Source organism: Nocardioides sp. OK12 (genome assembly GCF_024341885.1).
GTDB classification, from domain to species: Bacteria; Actinomycetota; Actinomycetes; order Propionibacteriales; family Nocardioidaceae; genus Nocardioides; species Nocardioides marinisabuli.
In genome coordinates this window covers 543,367-560,336 of the sequence record NZ_BNET01000001.1, presented here as the reverse complement: position 1 = coordinate 560,336, position 16,970 = coordinate 543,367, and the positions used below count along the sequence as shown (strand labels likewise).

The following is a 16,970-nucleotide window of genomic DNA, read 5'->3' as shown; positions in this document are numbered from 1 at the left end:
AGCACGCCCAGTCTCCCACCCGGCTCCCCGCCCGGGCGAACTCCCGGGCGAGCTCCCGTGCGGGACCCGGCCCGCTCAGCTCAGCGGCACCACGTCGGGCGCCCCGAGGCGAGCCGCGTCGGCGGTCTCGTCGTCGGGCTGCTGCTGGCTCTCGCGCTCGGCCGCGACCCGGGCCCGGTAGTGCTCGATCTCGAGGTCGACCTGCTCCTTGCTCCAGCCCAGCGGGTCGCTGACCAGCGCGGCGACCTCCTCGACCACCCCCAGCCCGCGGTCGAAGGTCTCGATCGAGATCCGGGTGCGCCGCGTCAGCACGTCGTCGAGGTGGCGCGCGCCCTCGTGGGTCGCGGCGTAGACGACCTCGACGCGCAGGTAGTCGGAGGCACCGGCCAGCGGCTCGCCGAGCGAGGCGTCGTCGGCCACCATCGCGAGCAGCTCGTGCACCAGCGAGCCGTAGCGCTGGAGCAGGTGCTCGATGCGCACCACGTGCAGCCCCGAGCGCTCCGCGAGCTGGTGCCGGGTGTTCCACAGGGCCTGGTAGCCCTCGGCGCCCAGCAGCGGGACCTGCTCGGTCACCGACGCGGGGACCGCACGCTCCTCGTGGCGCAGCATCCCGAAGACCGCCTCGTCGATGACGTCCTTGGCCATCACCCGGTACGTCGTGTACTTGCCGCCGGCGATCACCACCAGGCCCGGCGCGGGGTGGCCCACCGCGTGCTCGCGGGAGAGCTTGGAGGTGGCCTCCGACTCCCCCTCCAGCAGCGGGCGCAGACCGGCGTAGACGCCCTCGACGTCGTCGCGGGTCAGCGGGGTCTCCAGCACGGCGTTCACGTGGTCGAGCAGGTAGTCGATGTCGGCCTCGCTGGCCGCGGGGTGCGCCTTGTCGAGCTCCCAGTCGGTGTCGGTGGTGCCGATGATCCAGTGCCGGCCCCACGGGATGACGAAGAGCACCGACTTCTCGGTGCGCAGGATCAACCCGGTCTCGGAGCGGATGCGGTCCTTGGGCACCACGAGGTGCACGCCCTTGCTCGCCCGCACCCGGAACGCGCCGCGCTGACCGCCCAGCGACTGGGTCTCGTCGGTCCACACGCCGGTGGCGTTGACGACCTGCTTGGCGCGCACCGTGACCTGCTCCCCGCTCTCGAGGTCGTGGACCACGGCACCGGTGACCCGCTCGCCCTCGCGCAGCAGCTCCACCACCCGCGCCCGGGAGGCCACCTTGGCGCCGTAGGCCGCCGCCGTGCGGGCCAGGAACATGGTGTGCCGCGCGTCGTCGACCTGGGCGTCGTAGTAGTGCAGCGCGCCGACCAGGGCGTCCTTGCGCAGCGCCGGCACCAGCTTGCGCGCGCCGCGGCGGGTCAGGTGCTTGTGCAGCGGCAGCCCCGAGCGGCCCGAGATCCGCGACAGGGCGTCGTACAGCGCGACGCCGGAGCCGGCGTAGAGACGCTCCCACCCGCGGTGCTGCAGCGGGTAGAGGAAGCCGACCGGGCGGATCAGGTGGGGCGCGAGGGTCTGCATCAGCAGACCGCGCTCCTTGAGCGCCTCGGCGACCAGGGCGAAGTCGAGCATCTCGAGGTAGCGCAGGCCGCCGTGGATGAGCTTGCTGGAGCGGCTCGAGGTGCCGGAGGCGAAGTCGCGCGCCTCCACGAGCCCGACCTTGAGGCCCCGGGTGGCCGCGTCGAGCGCGGCGCCGGTGCCGACCACCCCTCCCCCGACGACGAGCACGTCGAGCTGCTCGTCGGCCATCTCCTGCAGGGACGAGGCGCGGAACTGCGGCGACAGGGCGACGGGTCTCATGGTCCTACTCTCCCGGGCGGGGCAAGGGGGGCGGCAGCGGCATCAATCGACGTCGACCCAGTCGAGGGTGCGCTGCACCGCCTTGGTCCACTGCGCGTGGCCCTCGGCGCGCTGCTCGTCGCTCCACTGCGGCGACCACCGCCTGCCCTCGTTCCACTTCTTGCGCAGCTCCTCGGTGCCCGACCAGAAGCCGACCGCGAGCCCCGCGGCGTACGCCGCCCCCAGGCAGGTGGTCTCGGCCAGCACCGGCCGGCTCACCTCGACGCCGAGGGTGTCGGCCTGGATCTGCATGCACAGCTCGTTGGCGGTCACGCCGCCGTCGACCTTGAGCACCTCGAGCTTCACCCCGGAGTCCTGCTCCATGGCCGCGGCGACGTCGCAGCTCTGGTAGGCGATCGCCTCGAGGGTGGCCCGGGCGACGTGGGCGTTGGTGTTGTAGCGCGAGAGCCCGACGATCGCGCCGCGGGCGTCGGAGCGCCAGTGCGGGGCGAAGAGCCCCGAGAAGGCGGGCACGAAGTAGACGCCGCCGTTGTCGTCGACCTGGCGGGCCAGCGACTCGCTCTGCGAGGCGCCCGAGATGATGCCGAGCTGGTCGCGCAGCCACTGCACCGCCGAGCCGGTCACCGCGATCGAGCCCTCGAGGGCGTAGACCGGCTCCTCCTTGCCGAAGCGGTAGCACACGGTGGTCAGCAGCCCGTGCTGGGAGCGGATCAGCTCGGTGCCGGTGTTGAGGAGCATGAAGTTGCCGGTGCCGTAGGTGTTCTTGGCCTCCCCCGGCTCGAAGCAGACCTGTCCCACGGTGGCGGCCTGCTGGTCGCCGAGGATGCCGGTCAGCGGCACCTCGCCGCCGAAGGGGCCGTCCTTGCGGGTCGTGCCGTAGCCGTCGGGCTCGCTGGAGGAGCGGATCTCGGGGAGCATCGCGCGGGGGATGTCGAAGAGACCGATCAGCTCGTCGTCCCACTCGCAGGTCTCGAGGTCCATCAGCATGGTGCGGCTGGCGTTGGTGACGTCGGTGACGTGCACGCCGCCGTCGGTGCCGCCGGTGAGGTTCCAGATCAGCCAGGAGTCGGTGGTGCCGAAGATCGCCTCGCCCTGCTCGGCGGCCTCGCGCACCCCGTCGACGTTCTCGAGGATCCACTGGATCTTGCCGCCGGCGAAGTAGGTGGCCGGCGGCAGCCCGGCGCGGTGCCGGATCAGGTCGCCGTGGCCGTCGCGCTCGAGCTTGGAGGCGATCTTGTCGGTGCGGGTGTCCTGCCACACGATCGCGTTGTAGTAGGGCCGCCCGGTCGACCTGTTCCACACCACGGTGGTCTCGCGCTGGTTGGTGATCCCGACCGCGCAGAGGTCGGAGGCGTCGAGGCCGGCCTTGCCCATCGCCTTCTGGATCACCGACCGGGTGCGCTCCCAAATCTCGACGGGGTCGTGCTCGACCCAGCCGGCCTTCGGCATCACCTGCTCGTGCTCGAGCTGGTGGCGCGCGACCTCCTCGCCGTCGTGGTCGAAGATCATGAAGCGGGTGCTGGTGGTCCCCTGGTCGACGGCGCCGACGTAGCGGGCACTGGTCTCGGTCACGGGGTCTCTCCTCGGTGGATCGGTGGTGCGGCGGTCAGGGTGCGGCGGTCAGGATCGGGCGCTCAGGAGGCCGGGTCAGCGGGCGGCCGGCTCGGGGACGGGCTCGGGCAGCGGCTCGCCGACGGCGTCGGGGCCCTCGACGCTGCCGGTGGCCTCCTCGGCGACCTCCTCGTCGGGGTCGGTGAGGTGGTCCTCGACGAGGTACTTGAACAGCGCGCCGCCGACCAGCCCACCGAGCAGCGGCGCGACGATCGGCAGCCAGAAGTAGAGGTAGCCGTTCTGGTCGCGCAGCGCGCCGTCGTAGCCGGTCAGCAGCGAGGCGATGCGCGGGCCGAAGTCGCGCGCGGGGTTGATCGCGTAGCCGGCGTTGGCGCCCCAGGCCATGCCGATGGCGACCACCACCAGGCCGATCACGAACGGCCCCAGGTTCGCCATCGGCGGGTTGTTCCACGCCGAGGTCAGGGCGAAGATCAAGAACACCAGGATCGCGGTGCCGACGACCTGGTCGACGAAGGCGCTGGAGATGCTCACGTCGGCCACCCCGTTGCCGGGCAGCGTCGAGAAGATGCCCTGGGTCGCGATCGTGTGCTCGGGGTCGACGGCCGCGATCAGGTCGGCGTACGACGCCCGCACGATCAGCGCCGCCACGAAGGCACCGAGGGTCTGGGCCAGGGTGTAGGGCAGCACCTTGCGCCACGAGAAGCCCTTGAAGACGGCCAGCGCCAGGGTGACCGCCGGGTTGAGGTGGGCGCCGGAGAGCCGGGCGGCCACGTAGACGCCCAGCGTCACGCCGAGCCCCCACGCCCACGCGATCGAGTCGTGGTCACCGAGCGCCCCGTCCTGGCTGGTGGCGACCTGGGCGACGACGCCGACGCCGAAGAGGATGAGGATCATCGTGCCGGCGAACTCCGCGCACATCTCCCCGACGATGGCCGGTCTCCTGCTGCGTGACATCGGGACCTCCGAGTAGGGCGATGTGGTGGACGTGTGGTGGTCGTCACATCTCTCTACCCAGCACCACGCAGACCCACACCTGCGATCTCGCAGCGGGCCGCGGGGCCTCAGGCCCGGCTGACCAGCACCCAGACCACCAGCGCGGCGACCCCGAGCACCACCACCGCGGTGGAGACCACGCCGAAGAGCATGTAGCGCCCGAAGCGGCGCGTGTGGGGGGCCACGACCAGCCCCAGCGGCACCGCCAGCGCGACCAGCACGAAGGGGAACAGGTCGGTGGCGGTCTCGTCGTCGGTGACCGCGTTGAGCACCGCGGCGTACACCGAGGGCACCAGCAGCACGAACAGCAGGCCGCTGAAGAACCCGGACAGCGGCGTGAAGACCGGGTGGTCGCGGTGCCACCAGCTCGGGCGGCCCGCCGTCGCACCCGCCGCGGTGTCGGTGTCGGAGGCGGTGTCGGGGCCGGTGTCCTGCGGGGTGGTCGGCGCCACGGCGTCGTCGTCGGTGGTCACCATGGCCTCAGTCTCCCACCCGGTCGTCGTCGCCGCGCTCAGGCGCGTCGGGGACCACGACCACGTCGGGGAAGGCCAGCGCGCGCCAGCGCCGGAGGTCCGGCTCGGCACCGGCCAGCGCCGCTGCCGCGAGGGTCCAGGCCGTGCCGTGGCCGACCAGCACGACCTCCTCGCCGCGGTGCACGTCGACGATCCGGGCCACGGCCGCCGCCACCCGCTCCCGGCAGCGCGCCAGCGGCTCCCACCCCTCGTACGCCGCCAGCTCGGGCTCGGCGAAGGCGCGGGCGACGACGGTCTCGAAGTCCTCGACCCACGCCGCGCCGCGCTCGTGCTCGCGCAGGTCGTCGACGACCCCGACCTCCGCCTCGGTGAGGAGCTGCGCGGTGGCGACCGCCTTGGGCTCGGGCGAGCAGAACCACACGGCGCGCCGGGGCAGGCGGCCGGACTCGCGCAGCGCCCACACGTCGTCGAAGCCGGCCGGGTCGAGCTCCCAGCGCGCGGCGGGCACCCCCGGCTCGACCAGCGGACGACCGTGGCGGACCAGGTGCAGGCTCACGCCCGGAAGACCAGGTGGTGCAGCAGCAGCCAGACCGGGGCGATGGTGGCCAGCAGCGAGTCGAGGCGGTCCATCAGGCCGCCGTGGCCCGGGATCACCTGGCTCATGTCCTTGATGCCGAGGTCGCGCTTGACCACCGACTCGCACAGGTCGCCCAGGGTGGCCATCACCGCGACGATCAGGCCCAGGAAGACCCCGACCCACCAGCGGCCGTCGAGCAGCCAGACCATGGCCACGACACCGGCGGCGACGCTGAAGACGACCGACCCGACGAAGCCCTCCCACGACTTCTTCGGCGAGATCACCGGGGCCATCGGGTGCTTGCCGAAGAGCACGCCGAAGGTGTAGCCGCCGGTGTCGGAGAGCACCGTGACGGCGATGAAGACGATGATGCCGCGCACCCCGTCGTTCTCGAACCCGCCGCCGTAGAGCCCGCCCTCGCGCAGCAGCAGCGCGACGAAGGCCCCGAGGAACGGCACGTAGACCAGGGTGAACAGCGAGGCCGAGGCGTTCTGGACGTAGCCGTCGATGCCGCGGCGCAGCAGCCACAGCATGGTGACCAGCGCGGTCACCGCCGTGGCGGTGACCAGGGCGTCGGCGCCGAAGACGTAGGCGACCACGACCATCACCGCGCCGCCGAGCATCAGCGGCTCCTCGGGCAGGTCGATGCCCTTGGCGCTCAGCCCGCGGCCGAGCTCCCACACCGCCACCACGACCGCGGCCACCACGATCACCATGAACGCGGTCTTCCACAGCAGCAGCGAGGCCAGGATGGCCCCGATCAGCACGAAGGCCGAGGTGAAGGCGGCACGCAGGTCACGGCCGGCGCGACCGTGGTCCTTCGCAGGGGGCGCGCCGGCCGGGGTGCCCGGAGGCGTGGTGGGGTTCGTCATCGGCATCAGCAGCGAGGGAGGTCTCAGACCTCCAGCAGCTCGGCTTCCTTGTTCTTGAGCATCTCGTCGATGGCGTCGGTGTGCTTCTTGGTGGTCACGTCGAGCTTCTTCTCCGCGCCGGTGACGTCGTCCTTGCCGACCTCGCCGTCCTTCTCGAGCTTCTCGAGGCCCTGCTTGGCCGAGCGGCGCAGGTTGCGGACCGCGACCCGGCCGTCCTCGGCCTTGGTGCGCGCGACCTTGATGTACTCCTTGCGGCGCTCCTCGGTCAGCTCGGGGAAGTTGCAGCGGATGACCTTGCCGTCGTCGGCGGGGTTCACGCCGAGGTCGGAGTCGCGGATGGCCCGCTCGATGTCCTTCATGGCGCTCTGGTCGAAGGGCGCGATGAGGATGACGCGCGCCTCGGGGGCGGTGAAGGAGGCCAGCTGCTGCAGCGGCGTCGGGGAGCCGTAGTAGTCCACGACGATCTTGGAGAACATCGAGGGGTGGGCGCGCCCGGCGCGGATCGCCGCGAACTCCTCGCGGGTCGCCTCCACCGACTTGCTCATCTTGGTGTCGGCCTCGTTGAGGATGTCGTTGATCACGGCTGCTCCTGGGTTCGTCGCGTACGTCGGTCGGTGCGGGCTGGGTGCGGGCCCTGGGTGCGGGCTCTGGGTGCGTCGCGCGGTCAGTCGGCGCTGACCAGCGTGCCGATCTTCTCACCCTTGAGCACGCGCGGGATGTTGCCCTCGGGCTCCATGCCGAAGACCACCATCGGCAGCTTGTTCTCGGCGCACAGGGTGAAGGCGGTCTGGTCGACCACCTCGAGGTTGCGCTGGATGGCGTCGGCGTAGGTGATGGTGTCGAACTTGGTGGCGTTCGGGTCCTTGCGCGGGTCGGCGTCGTACACGCCGTCGACGCCGCTCTTGGCGAAGAACACCGCGTCGCAGCGGCTCTCCAGCGCCCGCTGGACCGCCACGGTGTCGGTGGAGAAGAACGGCATGCCCATGCCGGCGCCGAAGATGACCACGCGGCCCTTCTCCATGTGCCGGATGGCGCGGCGCGGCACGTAGGGCTCGGCGACCTGGCCCATGGTGATGGCGGTCTGCACGCGGGTCTCGACGCCCATCTTCTCGAGGAAGTCCTGCAGGGCCAGGCAGTTCATGACGATGCCGAGCATGCCCATGTAGTCGGCACGCACGCGGTCCATGCCGCGCTGTTGCAGCTCGGCGCCGCGGAAGAAGTTGCCGCCGCCGGTCACGACGGCGATCTGCACGCCTGAGCGGGCGACCTCGGCCACGTCGAGGGCGATCTTCTGCACCACGTCGGGGTCGACGCCGACCTTGCCGCCGCCGAAGACCTCCCCGGAGAGCTTGAGGAGGACACGCTGGTACTGCTGGGTCATCGGGTTTCCCTTCGTGGGGGTGTGGGCACAGCACGAAGGCCGGCCCGTTGATCCATCTGGTGGGGGATCAAGCGGACCGGCCTCCTTGGCGTCAGGTGCAACCTAGCGGATCAGCGCCTCTCAGGCACCGACCTCGAAGCGGGCGAAGCGCTTGAGGGTGGTGCCGGCCTCCTTGAGGACCGCCTCCACGCTCTTCTTCGACTCCGTCACCGACGGCTGCTCGAGGAGGACGACCTCCTTGAAGAAGCCGTTGACCCGGCCCTCGGTGATCTTGGCGATCGCCTGCTCGGGCTTGCCCTCCTCACGCGACTTCTGCTCGGCGATGGAGCGCTCCGACTCGACGACCTCGGCGGGGACCTCGTCGCGGCTCAGGTACTGCGGGCGCATCGCGGCGATCTGCATCGCGGCGCCGCGCGCGGCCTCGTCGGAGCCGTCGTACTCGACCAGGACGCCCACGGCGGGCGGCAGGTCGGCGGCACGCTTGTGCATGTAAGTCACGGTGGGGCCCTCGAAGTAGGCCACGCGACCGAGCTCGATCTTCTCGCCGATGGTGATGGCGAGCTGCTCGACGACCTCGCCGACGGTCTTGCCGTCGAGCTCGACGGCCTTGAGCGTCTCGGTGTCGCCGGCCTTGGCGGCGTCAGCGGCGGCGGCGATCTTCTCGGCGGCCGCGACGAAGTCGTCGTTCTTGGCCACGAAGTCGGTCTCGGAGCGCATCTCGACCAGCGCGCCACCGGAGGTGACGACCAGGCCCGAGGAGGCCTCGCGCTCGGCGCCGCGCTTCGCGGCCTTGGCCTCGCCCTTGACCCGCAGGATCTCGACGGCCTTGTCCAGGTCGCCGTCGGCCTCGGTCAGCGCCTTCTTGCAGTCCATCATGCCGGCGCCGGTCTGCTCGCGGAGCTTCTTGACGTCGGCCGCGGAGATGTTCGTCATTGACGTTCCGTCCCTCGAAGAGAAAGTGGTGGAGTAGCGGGAAGTTCCCCGGCGTGCCGCCGTCCGCGAGCCCCGGAGGGCTCGCGGACGGCGGTCAGCGCGGAGAGGTCAGGCCTTGGCCTCGTCCTTGGCGGCCTCGTCCGTGGCGGCCTCGTCCGAGGTGGCCTCGGGCGCGACGGGGGCCTCGGTCGCCTCGGCGGCGGCCTCGTCGGAGGCGGCAGCCTCGGTCGACGCGCCGGTGGCCTCGGAGGCCGCGGTGTCGTCGGCCTGGGTGGCGCTCTCGGCGGCCTTCTCGGCCTCGCCGGCCAGGAGCTCGCGCTCCCACTCGGCCAGGGGCTCGTCGGTGGTGCCGGAGCCGGCACCCTCGCTCTTGCCGCCACCGCGGGCGATGAGGCCCTCGGCGACCGCGTCGGCGATGACGCGGGTCAGCAGACCCACGGCGCGGATCGCGTCGTCGTTGCCCGGGATCGGGAAGTCGACCTCGTCGGGGTCGCAGTTGGTGTCCAGGATGCCGATGATCGGGATCCGGAGCTTGCGGGCCTCCTCGACGGCGAGGTGCTCCTTCTTGGTGTCGACGATCCACACGGCCGACGGGACGCGGCCCATCTCGCGGATGCCGCCCAGGGTGCGGTCGAGCTTGTCGCGCTCCCGCTTCATCTGCAGGAGCTCCTTCTTCGTGCGGCCCGAGCCGGCGACGTTGTCGAAGTCGACCTCGTCGAGCTCCTTGAGGCGGTTGATCCGCTGGTGCACGGTCTGGAAGTTGGTGAGCATGCCGCCCAGCCAGCGCTGGTTGACGTAGGGCATCCCGACGCGGGTCGCCTGCTCGGCGATCGCCTCCTGGGCCTGCTTCTTGGTGCCCACGAACATCACGGTGCCGCCCTTGGCGACGGTCTCCTTGATGAAGGCGTACGAGCGGTCGATGTAGCTCAGCGACTGCTGCAGGTCGATGATGTAGATGCCGTTGCGCTCGGTCATGATGAAGCGCTTCATCTTCGGGTTCCAGCGACGGGTCTGGTGTCCGAAGTGGACGCCGCTCTCGAGGAGCTGGCGCATGGTCACGACTGCCATGGTGGTGATCTCCTGTGCTGGAGCCGGCACCGCTGGTGGCGCCCTTCATGCCTTGCGGCCAGGACGCACCGGTGTCGTGCTCCGGTGGTGGTTTACGGTTCGTCGCGGCCGGCGGGTGCCGGTCGCCCTGACGTCTGCGCGCGACCCGACCCGGCTCTCCAGGCTCGCGCCTGTCGGTCCGGGACCGAGGATCGTCGCCCACGGGTGGCCACCCCTCCTCGCGGAGCGGTGTCGCGGTCTGCGGACGTGCGAAGTCAATCCCTGAGGATTGCGTCCGCCAGACTACGCCAGCGCGGGCCCCACCAGCGAATCCGTCGGGGACCACCACCGGTGCACAGCCCGGCCGCTCGTCGGCGTCGTCCCCAGCCCGGCGTCGCGGCCGCACCGCGGGCCCGCCGCGGCCCCAGTCTGGCAGGGTGCCCCTCTCCCCCGCCGCCGCCCTGCTCAGCGTCCTCGTCCTGGCCCTGGCGCCGGGCCCCGACCCGGTGGGCAGCTGGCCGCTGCGTCCCGAGCCCGAGGTGGTCGAGACCTTCGACGCGCCGGCCTCCCCCTACGCGGCCGGCCACCGCGGCGTCGACCTGCTCGGGCGCGCCGGCCAGCCGGTGCGCACCGCGCTCGACGGCGAGATCTCCTTCGCCGGGCGGGTCGCCGGCCGCGGCGTCGTGGTGGTCTCCCACGGCGCGACCCGCACGACGTACGAGCCGGTGGCGGCGAGCCTGGCCGTCGGCGAGGCAGTGGTCGCCGGCGACGTCGTGGGGCGCCTGCAGGTCGCGCCGTCCCACTGCGTGCCCCGCGCGTGCCTGCACTGGGGCTGGATCGAGTCCGGCGCGGCCGGCGAGCAGTACCTCGACCCGCTGCGCCTGGTCGGCCACGGCCCGGTCCGCCTGCTCCCCCTCTGGGCCGCCGCCCCGGTCACCGCGTCCGGTCCTGCCGCTCAGCTCGCACCGACCTTCGCAGCACCGTCGTACGACACCCCCTACCGAGCCGTCCTGACCAGCCTCGCTGCGCTCCTGTGACCCCGAGCCGGCGCCAGTTCCTCACCGAGTCGGCGCCAGTTCCGCGAACTGGCGCCGACTCGGTGGTGAAGTGGCGCCGGGTCGCGGTCAGGCGCGCGGGTGGGCCTGGCGGTACGCCGCTCGCAGCCGGTCGGTGGTCACGTGCGTGTAGAGCTGGGTCGTGGCCAGCGAGGCGTGGCCGAGCAGCTCCTGCACCGAGCGCAGGTCGGCGCCGCCCTCGAGCAGGTGGGTGGCGGCGGTGTGGCGCAGGCCGTGCGGACCGATGTCGGGGGCGCCGGGCACCTCGGCGATGCGCTTGTGCACCAGCGTGCGCACCGCCCGCTGGTCGATGCGCCCGCCCCGGGCCCCGAGGAAGAGCGCGGGCCCCGAGCCCTCGACGACCAGCCGCGGGCGGCCGTGGCGGGTCCAGAAGTCGAGCGCCCGCGCGGCCGGTCGCCCGAAGGGCACGCTGCGCTCCTTGCGGCCCTTGCCCAGCACCCGCACCACGTTGCGCTCGCGGTCGACGTCATCGACGTCGAGGCCGGCGAGCTCCCCGACCCGGATGCCGGTGGCGTAGAGCAGCTCCAGCATCGCCACGTCGCGCAGCCCCACCGGGCTGCCGTCGTCGGCCAGGTCGGTGGCGGCGCGGATCAGCTCGTCGGCCTCGTCGCGGCGTAGCACGGCCGGCAGCGTGCGGTGCGCCCGGGGGCTGGCCAGGCTCGACCCGACGTCCTGCTCGGCACGGCCGGTGCGAGCCAGCCAGGCCGTGAAGACTCGGGCGGCGGTGGCGCGCCGGGCGATGGTGGTGCGCGACCTGCCGAGGCTCTGCTGCTGGGCCAACCAGCTGCGCAGGGTGCGCAGGTCGAGGCGGCCGACGTCGCCGAGCCCGAGCCGTCGGGCGTGCTCGAGGAGACCGGCCACGTCGGTGACGTAGGCGCGCACCGAGTGCGGGGTCAGGTCGCGCTCGACGGCGAGGTGCTGCTCGTAGTCGCCGAGGACCCGGGCGAAGGCCTCGGGCAGCGCGTCTGCCTCCTGCTGCGCGTCGTCGGCCATGCCCGGAGTCTAGGAAGCCGGCGGGCGCTCACGGCAGAGCCAGCCCGGCGAGCCGCCACCCGTGGCCGTCGCTGCGCACCAGCCCGGCCTCCTGCAACCGCACCAGGACGGCGTCGGTGGTCCCCGGCCCGACGCCGGCGGTGCGGGCGATCGAGACGCTCGGGACGGCCCGCGAGACGGGCACCGCGTCGAGGACCTGGCGGTCGACCGGGTCGAGCCGGTCGCGGGTCGTCTCGGGCCCGCGCGGGACCTCCAGCAGGTGCTGCCCCGACTCGGCGACCATCTCGAGCACCTCGGGCCCGGTGGTCACCAGCCCCGCTGCCCCGACCCGCACCAGCTGGTGCACCCCCTGGGACTGCGCGGAGGTCACGGGACCGGGCACCCCCATCACCGGTCGGTTGAGCTGGTGGGCCCAGTTGGCGGTGTTGAGCGCCCCGCTGCGCAGTGCGGCCTCGACCACGACGGTGCCGCAGGTCAGCGCGGCAATCAGGCGGTTGCGGCTCAGGAAGCGCATCCGCATCGGCGACCAGCCGGGTGGCGCCTCGGAGACGACGGCGTGCCGGGTCGCGAGGTGCTCGATGAGGTCGCGGTGCGCCTCGGGGTAGATCCGGTCGGCACCACAGGCCAGCACCGCGACGGTCGACCCGTCGCTGCCGAGGGCTCCGCGGTGCGCGGCCTGGTCGATCCCGAACGCGGCCCCGGACACCACCGGGCGGCCCTCCCCGGCGACCTGGGCGGCAATGTCACCGGCGACCGAGGCGCCGTACCCGGTGGCGGTGCGGGCGCCGACGACCGCCACCGACCCGGCAAGGGTGTCGAGGCGCTGCGGTCCGCGCACCCACAGCCCCACCGGCACTCCCCCGCGTCCCTGCACCCGGGGCTGGTCGAGGTCGGCCAGCTGGTGGGGCCACTCGTCGTCGGCGGGGGTGACGAACCGGATGCCCTGGCGGGCGGCGATGGCCAGGATGCGCTCGGGCTCGAGGCCGCCGCTGCGGGCCTGCGTCTCGGCCTGCAGCTCGGCGAGGTCCGGGTGGCTGTCGGCGAGCTGCTGCAGCGTCTCGACGGGGCCGATGCTGCTGATGCTGGCCAGCAGCCGCGGGTCGCCGGGCTCGACGATGCGCGAGAGCGCGACGCGGGCGAGGCGGTCGTCCTGCCAGACCCGCATCAGGCACCCCGCTCGAGGACGCTCAGCATCAGGGGGTCACCGGACCGCAGCCGCAGCGCCGTGTCGACCTCGTCCTTGCCCGGTCGCCGCTCGGCGTCGACCTCGGGCAGCAGGTCGAGCACCGTCCACGCCAGCCGGTGCACCCGTACGGCGCCGCGGCTGGTCACCTCGGCGTTGTAGAGGGCCTTGTCGAGCATCGCCTGCCCGTCCTCGCGCAGCGGCCAGCGCTCGCGCAGCGCGGCCCCGGGGACCTGGGAGTTGAGCCGCCAGGTGCACCCGCGGTAGCGCTCGGCCTGGCACCGCCGGGCGCGGGCGACGCGTTCGCGCACGGTCGCGGACGTCTCGCGCACGGCGAGGGGGTCGCGCCGCTCGTGCGGTCGCACCGGGTCGACCTGGCGGGTGATGTCGATGCGGTCGGTGACCGGGCCGGTGACCTTGCGGCGGTAGTCGCGGCGCACGGTGTCGCGGCACGAACACCTGTTGGCGCCGGCATCGGCACGGAAGTCGCCGCAGGGGCACGGGTTGGCGGCCAGCACGACCATCCCCCGGGCCGGCAGGGTGACCAGCTCCTCGGCCCGGGCGACGGTGATCTCGCCGTTCTCGAGCGGTTCGCGCAGCGCCTCGATCACGTCGGCGCGGAAGAGGGGAAACTCGTCGAGGAGGAGGACGCCGCAGTGGGAGCGGCTGAGCTCGCCGGGGCGCACCTGACCGCTGCCACCGCCGACGATGCTGGCCTTGCTGGCGTCGTGGTGGGGCGCCGAGTACGGCGGGCGGGTGAGCATGCCCCGGCTCGGGTCGAGCACGCCGGCCAACGAGTGGATGGCGGTCAGCTCGAGGGACTCCTCCGGCTCGAGGTCGGGCAGGATCGTGGGGATGCGCTCGGCGAGCGTGGTCTTGCCCGACCCCTTGGGCCCCTGCAGCAGCAGGTGGTGACCGCCCGCGGCGGCGACCTCGGCGGCGTACCGCGCGTCGGCCATGCCGGTCAGGTCGGACATGTCCGCCTCGTCGCGGCGGTCAGAGCCGCGCCAGGAGAGCAGGCTGGCCCCTGACGACGAGGCGACGGGGGGTGCGTCGGGCACCTCCTGGCCGCACAGCTGGGCGACGACCTGGCGCAGCGAGCGCATCCCGAAGACGGTGGTGCCGGGCACCATCGCGGCCTCGGCGGCCTGCGGCTCGGGCACGAACACGGTGTGGATGCCGGCCTCGCGCGCGGCCAGCACCATCGGCAGCACGCCGGCCACCGGCCGCAGCCCGCCGTCGAGGGTGAGCTCGCCGACGAAGAGGCAGCCCTCGAGCGACCTCTCGGTCATCACCGCGTCCGCCGCCAGGACGGCCAGCGCCATGGCCAGGTCGAAGTGGGTGCCGCGCTTGCGCAGGTCCGCCGGGGAGAGCAGCACCGTGATGCGCTTGGTGGCCGGCCACCCGAGACCGGAGTTGATGATGGCCATCCGCACCCGGTCGCGGGCCTCGCTGATGGCGATGTCGGGCCGCCCGACCAGGGTGGTGCCGACCTGGCCCGGCGAGACGTCGGCCTGCACGTGGATGAGGTGCCCGACGGCGCCGTGCAGCGACACGGTGCGGGCGGTCGCAAACGGCATCAGACCAGCCCCCGCACGTGCTCGACCTCGGCGGCGCCCTTCGCGGCCAGCCGGACCGCGACCAGGTCGACCCGCACCTCCGGCAGACGCACGTCGCGCGCGACCTGCCACTCCTCGCCGAGGCGTTGCAGGCGCTCGAGCTTGGCCGGGGTCACCGCCTCGTGCGGCGACCCGCCCTCGTCACCCGCGCGGGTCTTCACCTCGCACACCACGAGGACCTCGCCCTCCTGGAGCACCAGGTCGACCTCGCCGACCGGGCACCGCCAGTTGCGCTCGAGCAGGGTCATCCCCTGCTCCACCAGGTGGCGCGCCGCCACCCTCTCGCCGTACGCCCCGAGGGCCTGCCGGCTCGCTGCTGTCGCTGTCATCTCCGACCTCCTGATCAGAGACTCCCTGTCCCTTCACGCACCCGCCCCACGAGCGCAGGCCCCTGTGGACAGAGGCGCCGCGGCGGTCCGGTGTGCGTTGTGACAGGCGCGGGTCACCCCGTGAGGAGTGGCTGCGCACAGGTGGGCGTCCGCACTCCAAACATGTCGGCGCCAGCGACTCGCAGGCCGAGAGCTGGGAAGACCTCGCCGACCAAGGCGTCCTCGAGTCGACGCAGGACACCCTGGACCGTGTTCGTGAGCGGGTTCAGCGCGTTGCCCAGTACGTCACCGAGCAGCCCACCGAGATCGAGCCCCAGCACCGAGATGTCAGCCTTCTCGATGTCGGCCACGACCAGGGTGCCCGAGCCCGACTGCTTGCCGACGTCGTAGTTGGCGGGGAGCTCGAGGAGGTGTGCGCCCTGGCTGGCCGTGCCCCCCGACCCCTGTGTCCTGACCGTCGACCGCACGCCCGAGGCAAGGTAGACCTCCAGGACAGAGGTGACCTGGGCGAGGGCTGGCGTGCTCAGGTCCACCGCCATCGAGACCGCTCGACCATCCGTGCAGGTGATCTTCCGCAGTGTCGAGGCGGCGCTGGCGATCTTGACCTCGACGAACACCTCGGCGTCAGCCAGCTCCTTCGGCAACGTGGCGTTTAGGTTGCCTCCAACGCGAAGAGTGATCTGCGAGGTATTGGCGGTGGAACCGATGCCGCAGGCGATCTGCGGTTTCTGGATGACGTGGGCAGAGACGGTGACGGCCTTCAGGTTCCCGACCCCTACGCTGATGCCTGGTACGGCGATCGCATTGGTCCCGTTCGCGACCAGCAAGGCGCCCTGGACCAGGTCGAGGACATTCACCGTCGAGCTGAGAGCCGCCGACGGGGCGCCCGCGATCGTCACGAGGTCCCCGAGCTTGATGGGCTTCAGTTTCAGGGCCGCCGACATCCTGCCGAGGAACTGGGTGTTCAGCACGCCTGCTGCGGCAGTGTCCGGGCCGAGAACAGTCACGAGGTAATCGAGGAACGTCCCCACCTGCAGTGATGTGCCCAGGGCTTGCTCCGGGATACCAGCGGAGATCTGTGTGGCAAGGTCCTGGAGCGTCACCTGGGCGGTGGCGAGCCCCGCGTAGGACACGGCGCGCAGCTCCACGTTGGTCCCAGCGGCGTTCAGCACCGGCCCCAGGATGGAGCTCCCGGTCCGCAGGTCTGCGGCCCAGGAGCCGACCTTGTGACACCCCGAGGTCGTGGCCGCTGCATACGCAGTGCGGCTCGCGCCCCCCTCTCCAGGTGCGAAGGCGAACGCGACACTTCCGGAGGCCACGACCTTGACGGCCGTGGGTGGGTCGACCCCTGGCACCCATGTGGTGCCGTTCCAGGCACCCCAGGTCGCCGTCAGTCCAGTGACGTCCCCGAGGGCCGAGCCCTCGTTCGACTGCCGGCTGCGAGCGATGGCTCCGGGGAGAGCTGCGTTCAGGTCGGCGAGGGATCGTCCGTCCAGTTCTCGCGCGAGGTCGAGTGCGACCACGTCGGCCAGCGCCTGCATGTCGCTGCGGACGACACGTTGCATCCCGAGGTCCACAGCGAAGGCCGCCGACGTGATCATCAGAGTCAGCATTACCGCGACCAGTGGCGCCACGGCACCGCGGTCGCGCCCGCGTGGCAGGCGCGCCATCAACTGATCCTCACCTCGGAGGTGAACGCGAGCGAGTCGGGCATCACGACACCGAGCCCGGGGAACTCCGGCCCCACCGGCGCCTTGTCGTAGTTGTAGCTGACCGCCACGCGCACGGTCTTCCCGGTAGTACCGGGGTCGGGGATGGTGCAGGTCAGCACACCGTCACCACACGTGTGCGACCCGGGAATGGCGGCAGCGATCGCAGCCTCGGCCGCCCGCTTCCGGGTGGCGAAGTCGGTGCCCGGTGGCGCCACGGCCGCAGCCCGAGCCCCCTCCGCGGCTGCCTGGCTGATCGACTGCCGGAAGCTCAGCATCAACCCGAAGGCGATGATGCCCATCAAGATGGTGAGCAGCGGGACCGCGAGCAGCGCGAACTCGACCGCGGCCGCACCCCGCTCGCGCTCAAGCGCGCGCCGAACCCCTCCAGCCATGCTCCCCACCCTGTCCTAGACGCG

General features: G+C 72.3%; 17 protein-coding genes. 1 reads left to right on the top strand and 16 read right to left on the bottom strand.

Translation table 11 applies throughout. From position 1 onward, the window contains the following. Positions 1-75 precede the first annotated feature (75 nt). The 10 genes from OCU29_RS02785 to rpsB form a co-directional block, all read right to left on the bottom strand. Positions 76-1,794, bottom strand: coding sequence for a glycerol-3-phosphate dehydrogenase/oxidase (locus OCU29_RS02785; RefSeq protein ID WP_179615986.1), 1,719 nt, complete (start codon positions 1,792-1,794; stop codon positions 76-78). A 42-nt stretch (positions 1,795-1,836) separates the two neighbouring features. Further along, positions 1,837-3,366, bottom strand: coding sequence for a glycerol kinase GlpK (glpK, locus tag OCU29_RS02780; RefSeq protein ID WP_179615985.1), 1,530 nt, complete (start codon positions 3,364-3,366; stop codon positions 1,837-1,839). A 75-nt stretch (positions 3,367-3,441) separates the two neighbouring features. Beyond that, positions 3,442-4,320, bottom strand: coding sequence for an MIP/aquaporin family protein (locus OCU29_RS02775; protein ID WP_261818698.1), 879 nt, complete (start codon positions 4,318-4,320; stop codon positions 3,442-3,444). Between the two features lie 107 nt (positions 4,321-4,427). Then, positions 4,428-4,835, bottom strand: coding sequence for a hypothetical protein (locus tag OCU29_RS02770; protein WP_179615983.1), 408 nt, complete (start codon positions 4,833-4,835; stop codon positions 4,428-4,430). A 4-nt stretch (positions 4,836-4,839) separates the two neighbouring features. Further along, on the bottom strand, positions 4,840-5,388 hold the full coding sequence (locus OCU29_RS02765) for a histidine phosphatase family protein (RefSeq protein WP_261818697.1): 549 nt from the start codon (positions 5,386-5,388) through the stop codon (positions 4,840-4,842). Then, positions 5,385-6,281: a phosphatidate cytidylyltransferase gene (locus OCU29_RS02760; protein WP_246305153.1), complete on the bottom strand. Its 897-nt coding sequence runs from the start codon at positions 6,279-6,281 to the stop codon at positions 5,385-5,387. Before OCU29_RS02760 ends, OCU29_RS02765 begins: the two co-directional genes overlap by 4 nt. A gap of 23 nt (positions 6,282-6,304) precedes the next feature. After that, a complete protein-coding gene (gene frr / locus OCU29_RS02755) occupies positions 6,305-6,859 on the bottom strand; it encodes a ribosome recycling factor (RefSeq protein WP_179617416.1) in 555 nt (184 codons plus the stop codon). Between the two features lie 86 nt (positions 6,860-6,945). Further along, complete coding sequence (gene pyrH / locus OCU29_RS02750) at positions 6,946-7,662, bottom strand: UMP kinase (protein ID WP_179615980.1); 717 nt, start codon at positions 7,660-7,662, stop codon at positions 6,946-6,948. A 120-nt stretch (positions 7,663-7,782) separates the two neighbouring features. Beyond that, a complete protein-coding gene (tsf, locus tag OCU29_RS02745; protein WP_179615979.1) occupies positions 7,783-8,595 on the bottom strand; it encodes a translation elongation factor Ts in 813 nt (270 codons plus the stop codon). 108 nt (positions 8,596-8,703) lie between these two features. Then, on the bottom strand, positions 8,704-9,663 hold the full coding sequence (gene rpsB / locus OCU29_RS02740) for a 30S ribosomal protein S2 (RefSeq protein ID WP_179615978.1): 960 nt from the start codon (positions 9,661-9,663) through the stop codon (positions 8,704-8,706). 416 nt (positions 9,664-10,079) lie between these two features. Between rpsB and OCU29_RS02735 the strand changes: the two genes are divergently transcribed. After that, positions 10,080-10,679 carry a M23 family metallopeptidase gene (locus OCU29_RS02735; RefSeq protein WP_261818696.1) on the top strand — a complete coding sequence of 200 codons (600 nt, stop codon included), beginning with the start codon at positions 10,080-10,082 and terminating at the stop codon, positions 10,677-10,679. Between the two features lie 87 nt (positions 10,680-10,766). Here OCU29_RS02735 and OCU29_RS02730 read toward each other — a convergent pair whose 3' ends face one another. The 6 genes from OCU29_RS02730 to OCU29_RS02705 form a co-directional block, all read right to left on the bottom strand. Beyond that, on the bottom strand, positions 10,767-11,711 hold the full coding sequence (locus OCU29_RS02730; RefSeq protein ID WP_261818695.1) for a tyrosine recombinase XerC: 945 nt from the start codon (positions 11,709-11,711) through the stop codon (positions 10,767-10,769). A gap of 28 nt (positions 11,712-11,739) precedes the next feature. Next, positions 11,740-12,876 (bottom strand): DNA-processing protein DprA, encoded by a 1,137-nt coding sequence (dprA, locus tag OCU29_RS02725; protein ID WP_261818694.1) that lies wholly within the window; start codon positions 12,874-12,876, stop codon positions 11,740-11,742. Further along, positions 12,876-14,474 carry a YifB family Mg chelatase-like AAA ATPase gene (locus tag OCU29_RS02720; protein WP_261818693.1) on the bottom strand — a complete coding sequence of 533 codons (1,599 nt, stop codon included), beginning with the start codon at positions 14,472-14,474 and terminating at the stop codon, positions 12,876-12,878. Before OCU29_RS02720 ends, dprA begins: the two co-directional genes overlap by 1 nt. Further along, positions 14,474-14,842 carry a YraN family protein gene (locus OCU29_RS02715; protein WP_179615972.1) on the bottom strand — a complete coding sequence of 123 codons (369 nt, stop codon included), beginning with the start codon at positions 14,840-14,842 and terminating at the stop codon, positions 14,474-14,476. The genes OCU29_RS02720 and OCU29_RS02715 overlap by 1 nt, the downstream gene beginning before the upstream one ends. Positions 14,843-14,955: 113 nt before the next feature. Next, on the bottom strand, positions 14,956-16,512 hold the full coding sequence (locus tag OCU29_RS02710) for a pilus assembly protein TadG-related protein (RefSeq protein WP_261818692.1): 1,557 nt from the start codon (positions 16,510-16,512) through the stop codon (positions 14,956-14,958). Continuing rightward, positions 16,512-16,946, bottom strand: a complete 435-nt coding sequence (locus tag OCU29_RS02705) for a TadE/TadG family type IV pilus assembly protein (RefSeq protein ID WP_261818691.1) — start codon at positions 16,944-16,946, stop codon at positions 16,512-16,514. The genes OCU29_RS02710 and OCU29_RS02705 overlap by 1 nt, the downstream gene beginning before the upstream one ends. Positions 16,947-16,970: the final 24 nt, after the last annotated feature.

Coding starts and splice junctions, on each gene's coding strand:
- OCU29_RS02720 (WP_261818693.1), bottom strand. CDS start 14,474: ATGCCGTTTGCGACCGCCCGCACCGTGTCGCTGCACGGCGCCGTCGGG.
- OCU29_RS02710 (WP_261818692.1), bottom strand. CDS start 16,512: ATGGCGCGCCTGCCACGCGGGCGCGACCGCGGTGCCGTGGCGCCACTG.
- rpsB (WP_179615978.1), bottom strand. CDS start 9,663: ATGGCAGTCGTGACCATGCGCCAGCTCCTCGAGAGCGGCGTCCACTTC.
- tsf (WP_179615979.1), bottom strand. CDS start 8,595: ATGACGAACATCTCCGCGGCCGACGTCAAGAAGCTCCGCGAGCAGACC.
- OCU29_RS02715 (WP_179615972.1), bottom strand. CDS start 14,842: ATGACAGCGACAGCAGCGAGCCGGCAGGCCCTCGGGGCGTACGGCGAG.
- OCU29_RS02775 (WP_261818698.1), bottom strand. CDS start 4,320: ATGTCACGCAGCAGGAGACCGGCCATCGTCGGGGAGATGTGCGCGGAG.
- OCU29_RS02770 (WP_179615983.1), bottom strand. CDS start 4,835: ATGGTGACCACCGACGACGACGCCGTGGCGCCGACCACCCCGCAGGAC.
- pyrH (WP_179615980.1), bottom strand. CDS start 7,662: ATGACCCAGCAGTACCAGCGTGTCCTCCTCAAGCTCTCCGGGGAGGTC.
- OCU29_RS02730 (WP_261818695.1), bottom strand. CDS start 11,711: ATGGCCGACGACGCGCAGCAGGAGGCAGACGCGCTGCCCGAGGCCTTC.
- OCU29_RS02760 (WP_246305153.1), bottom strand. CDS start 6,281: ATGACGAACCCCACCACGCCTCCGGGCACCCCGGCCGGCGCGCCCCCT.
- OCU29_RS02705 (WP_261818691.1), bottom strand. CDS start 16,946: ATGGCTGGAGGGGTTCGGCGCGCGCTTGAGCGCGAGCGGGGTGCGGCC.
- OCU29_RS02785 (WP_179615986.1), bottom strand. CDS start 1,794: ATGAGACCCGTCGCCCTGTCGCCGCAGTTCCGCGCCTCGTCCCTGCAG.
- dprA (WP_261818694.1), bottom strand. CDS start 12,876: ATGCGGGTCTGGCAGGACGACCGCCTCGCCCGCGTCGCGCTCTCGCGC.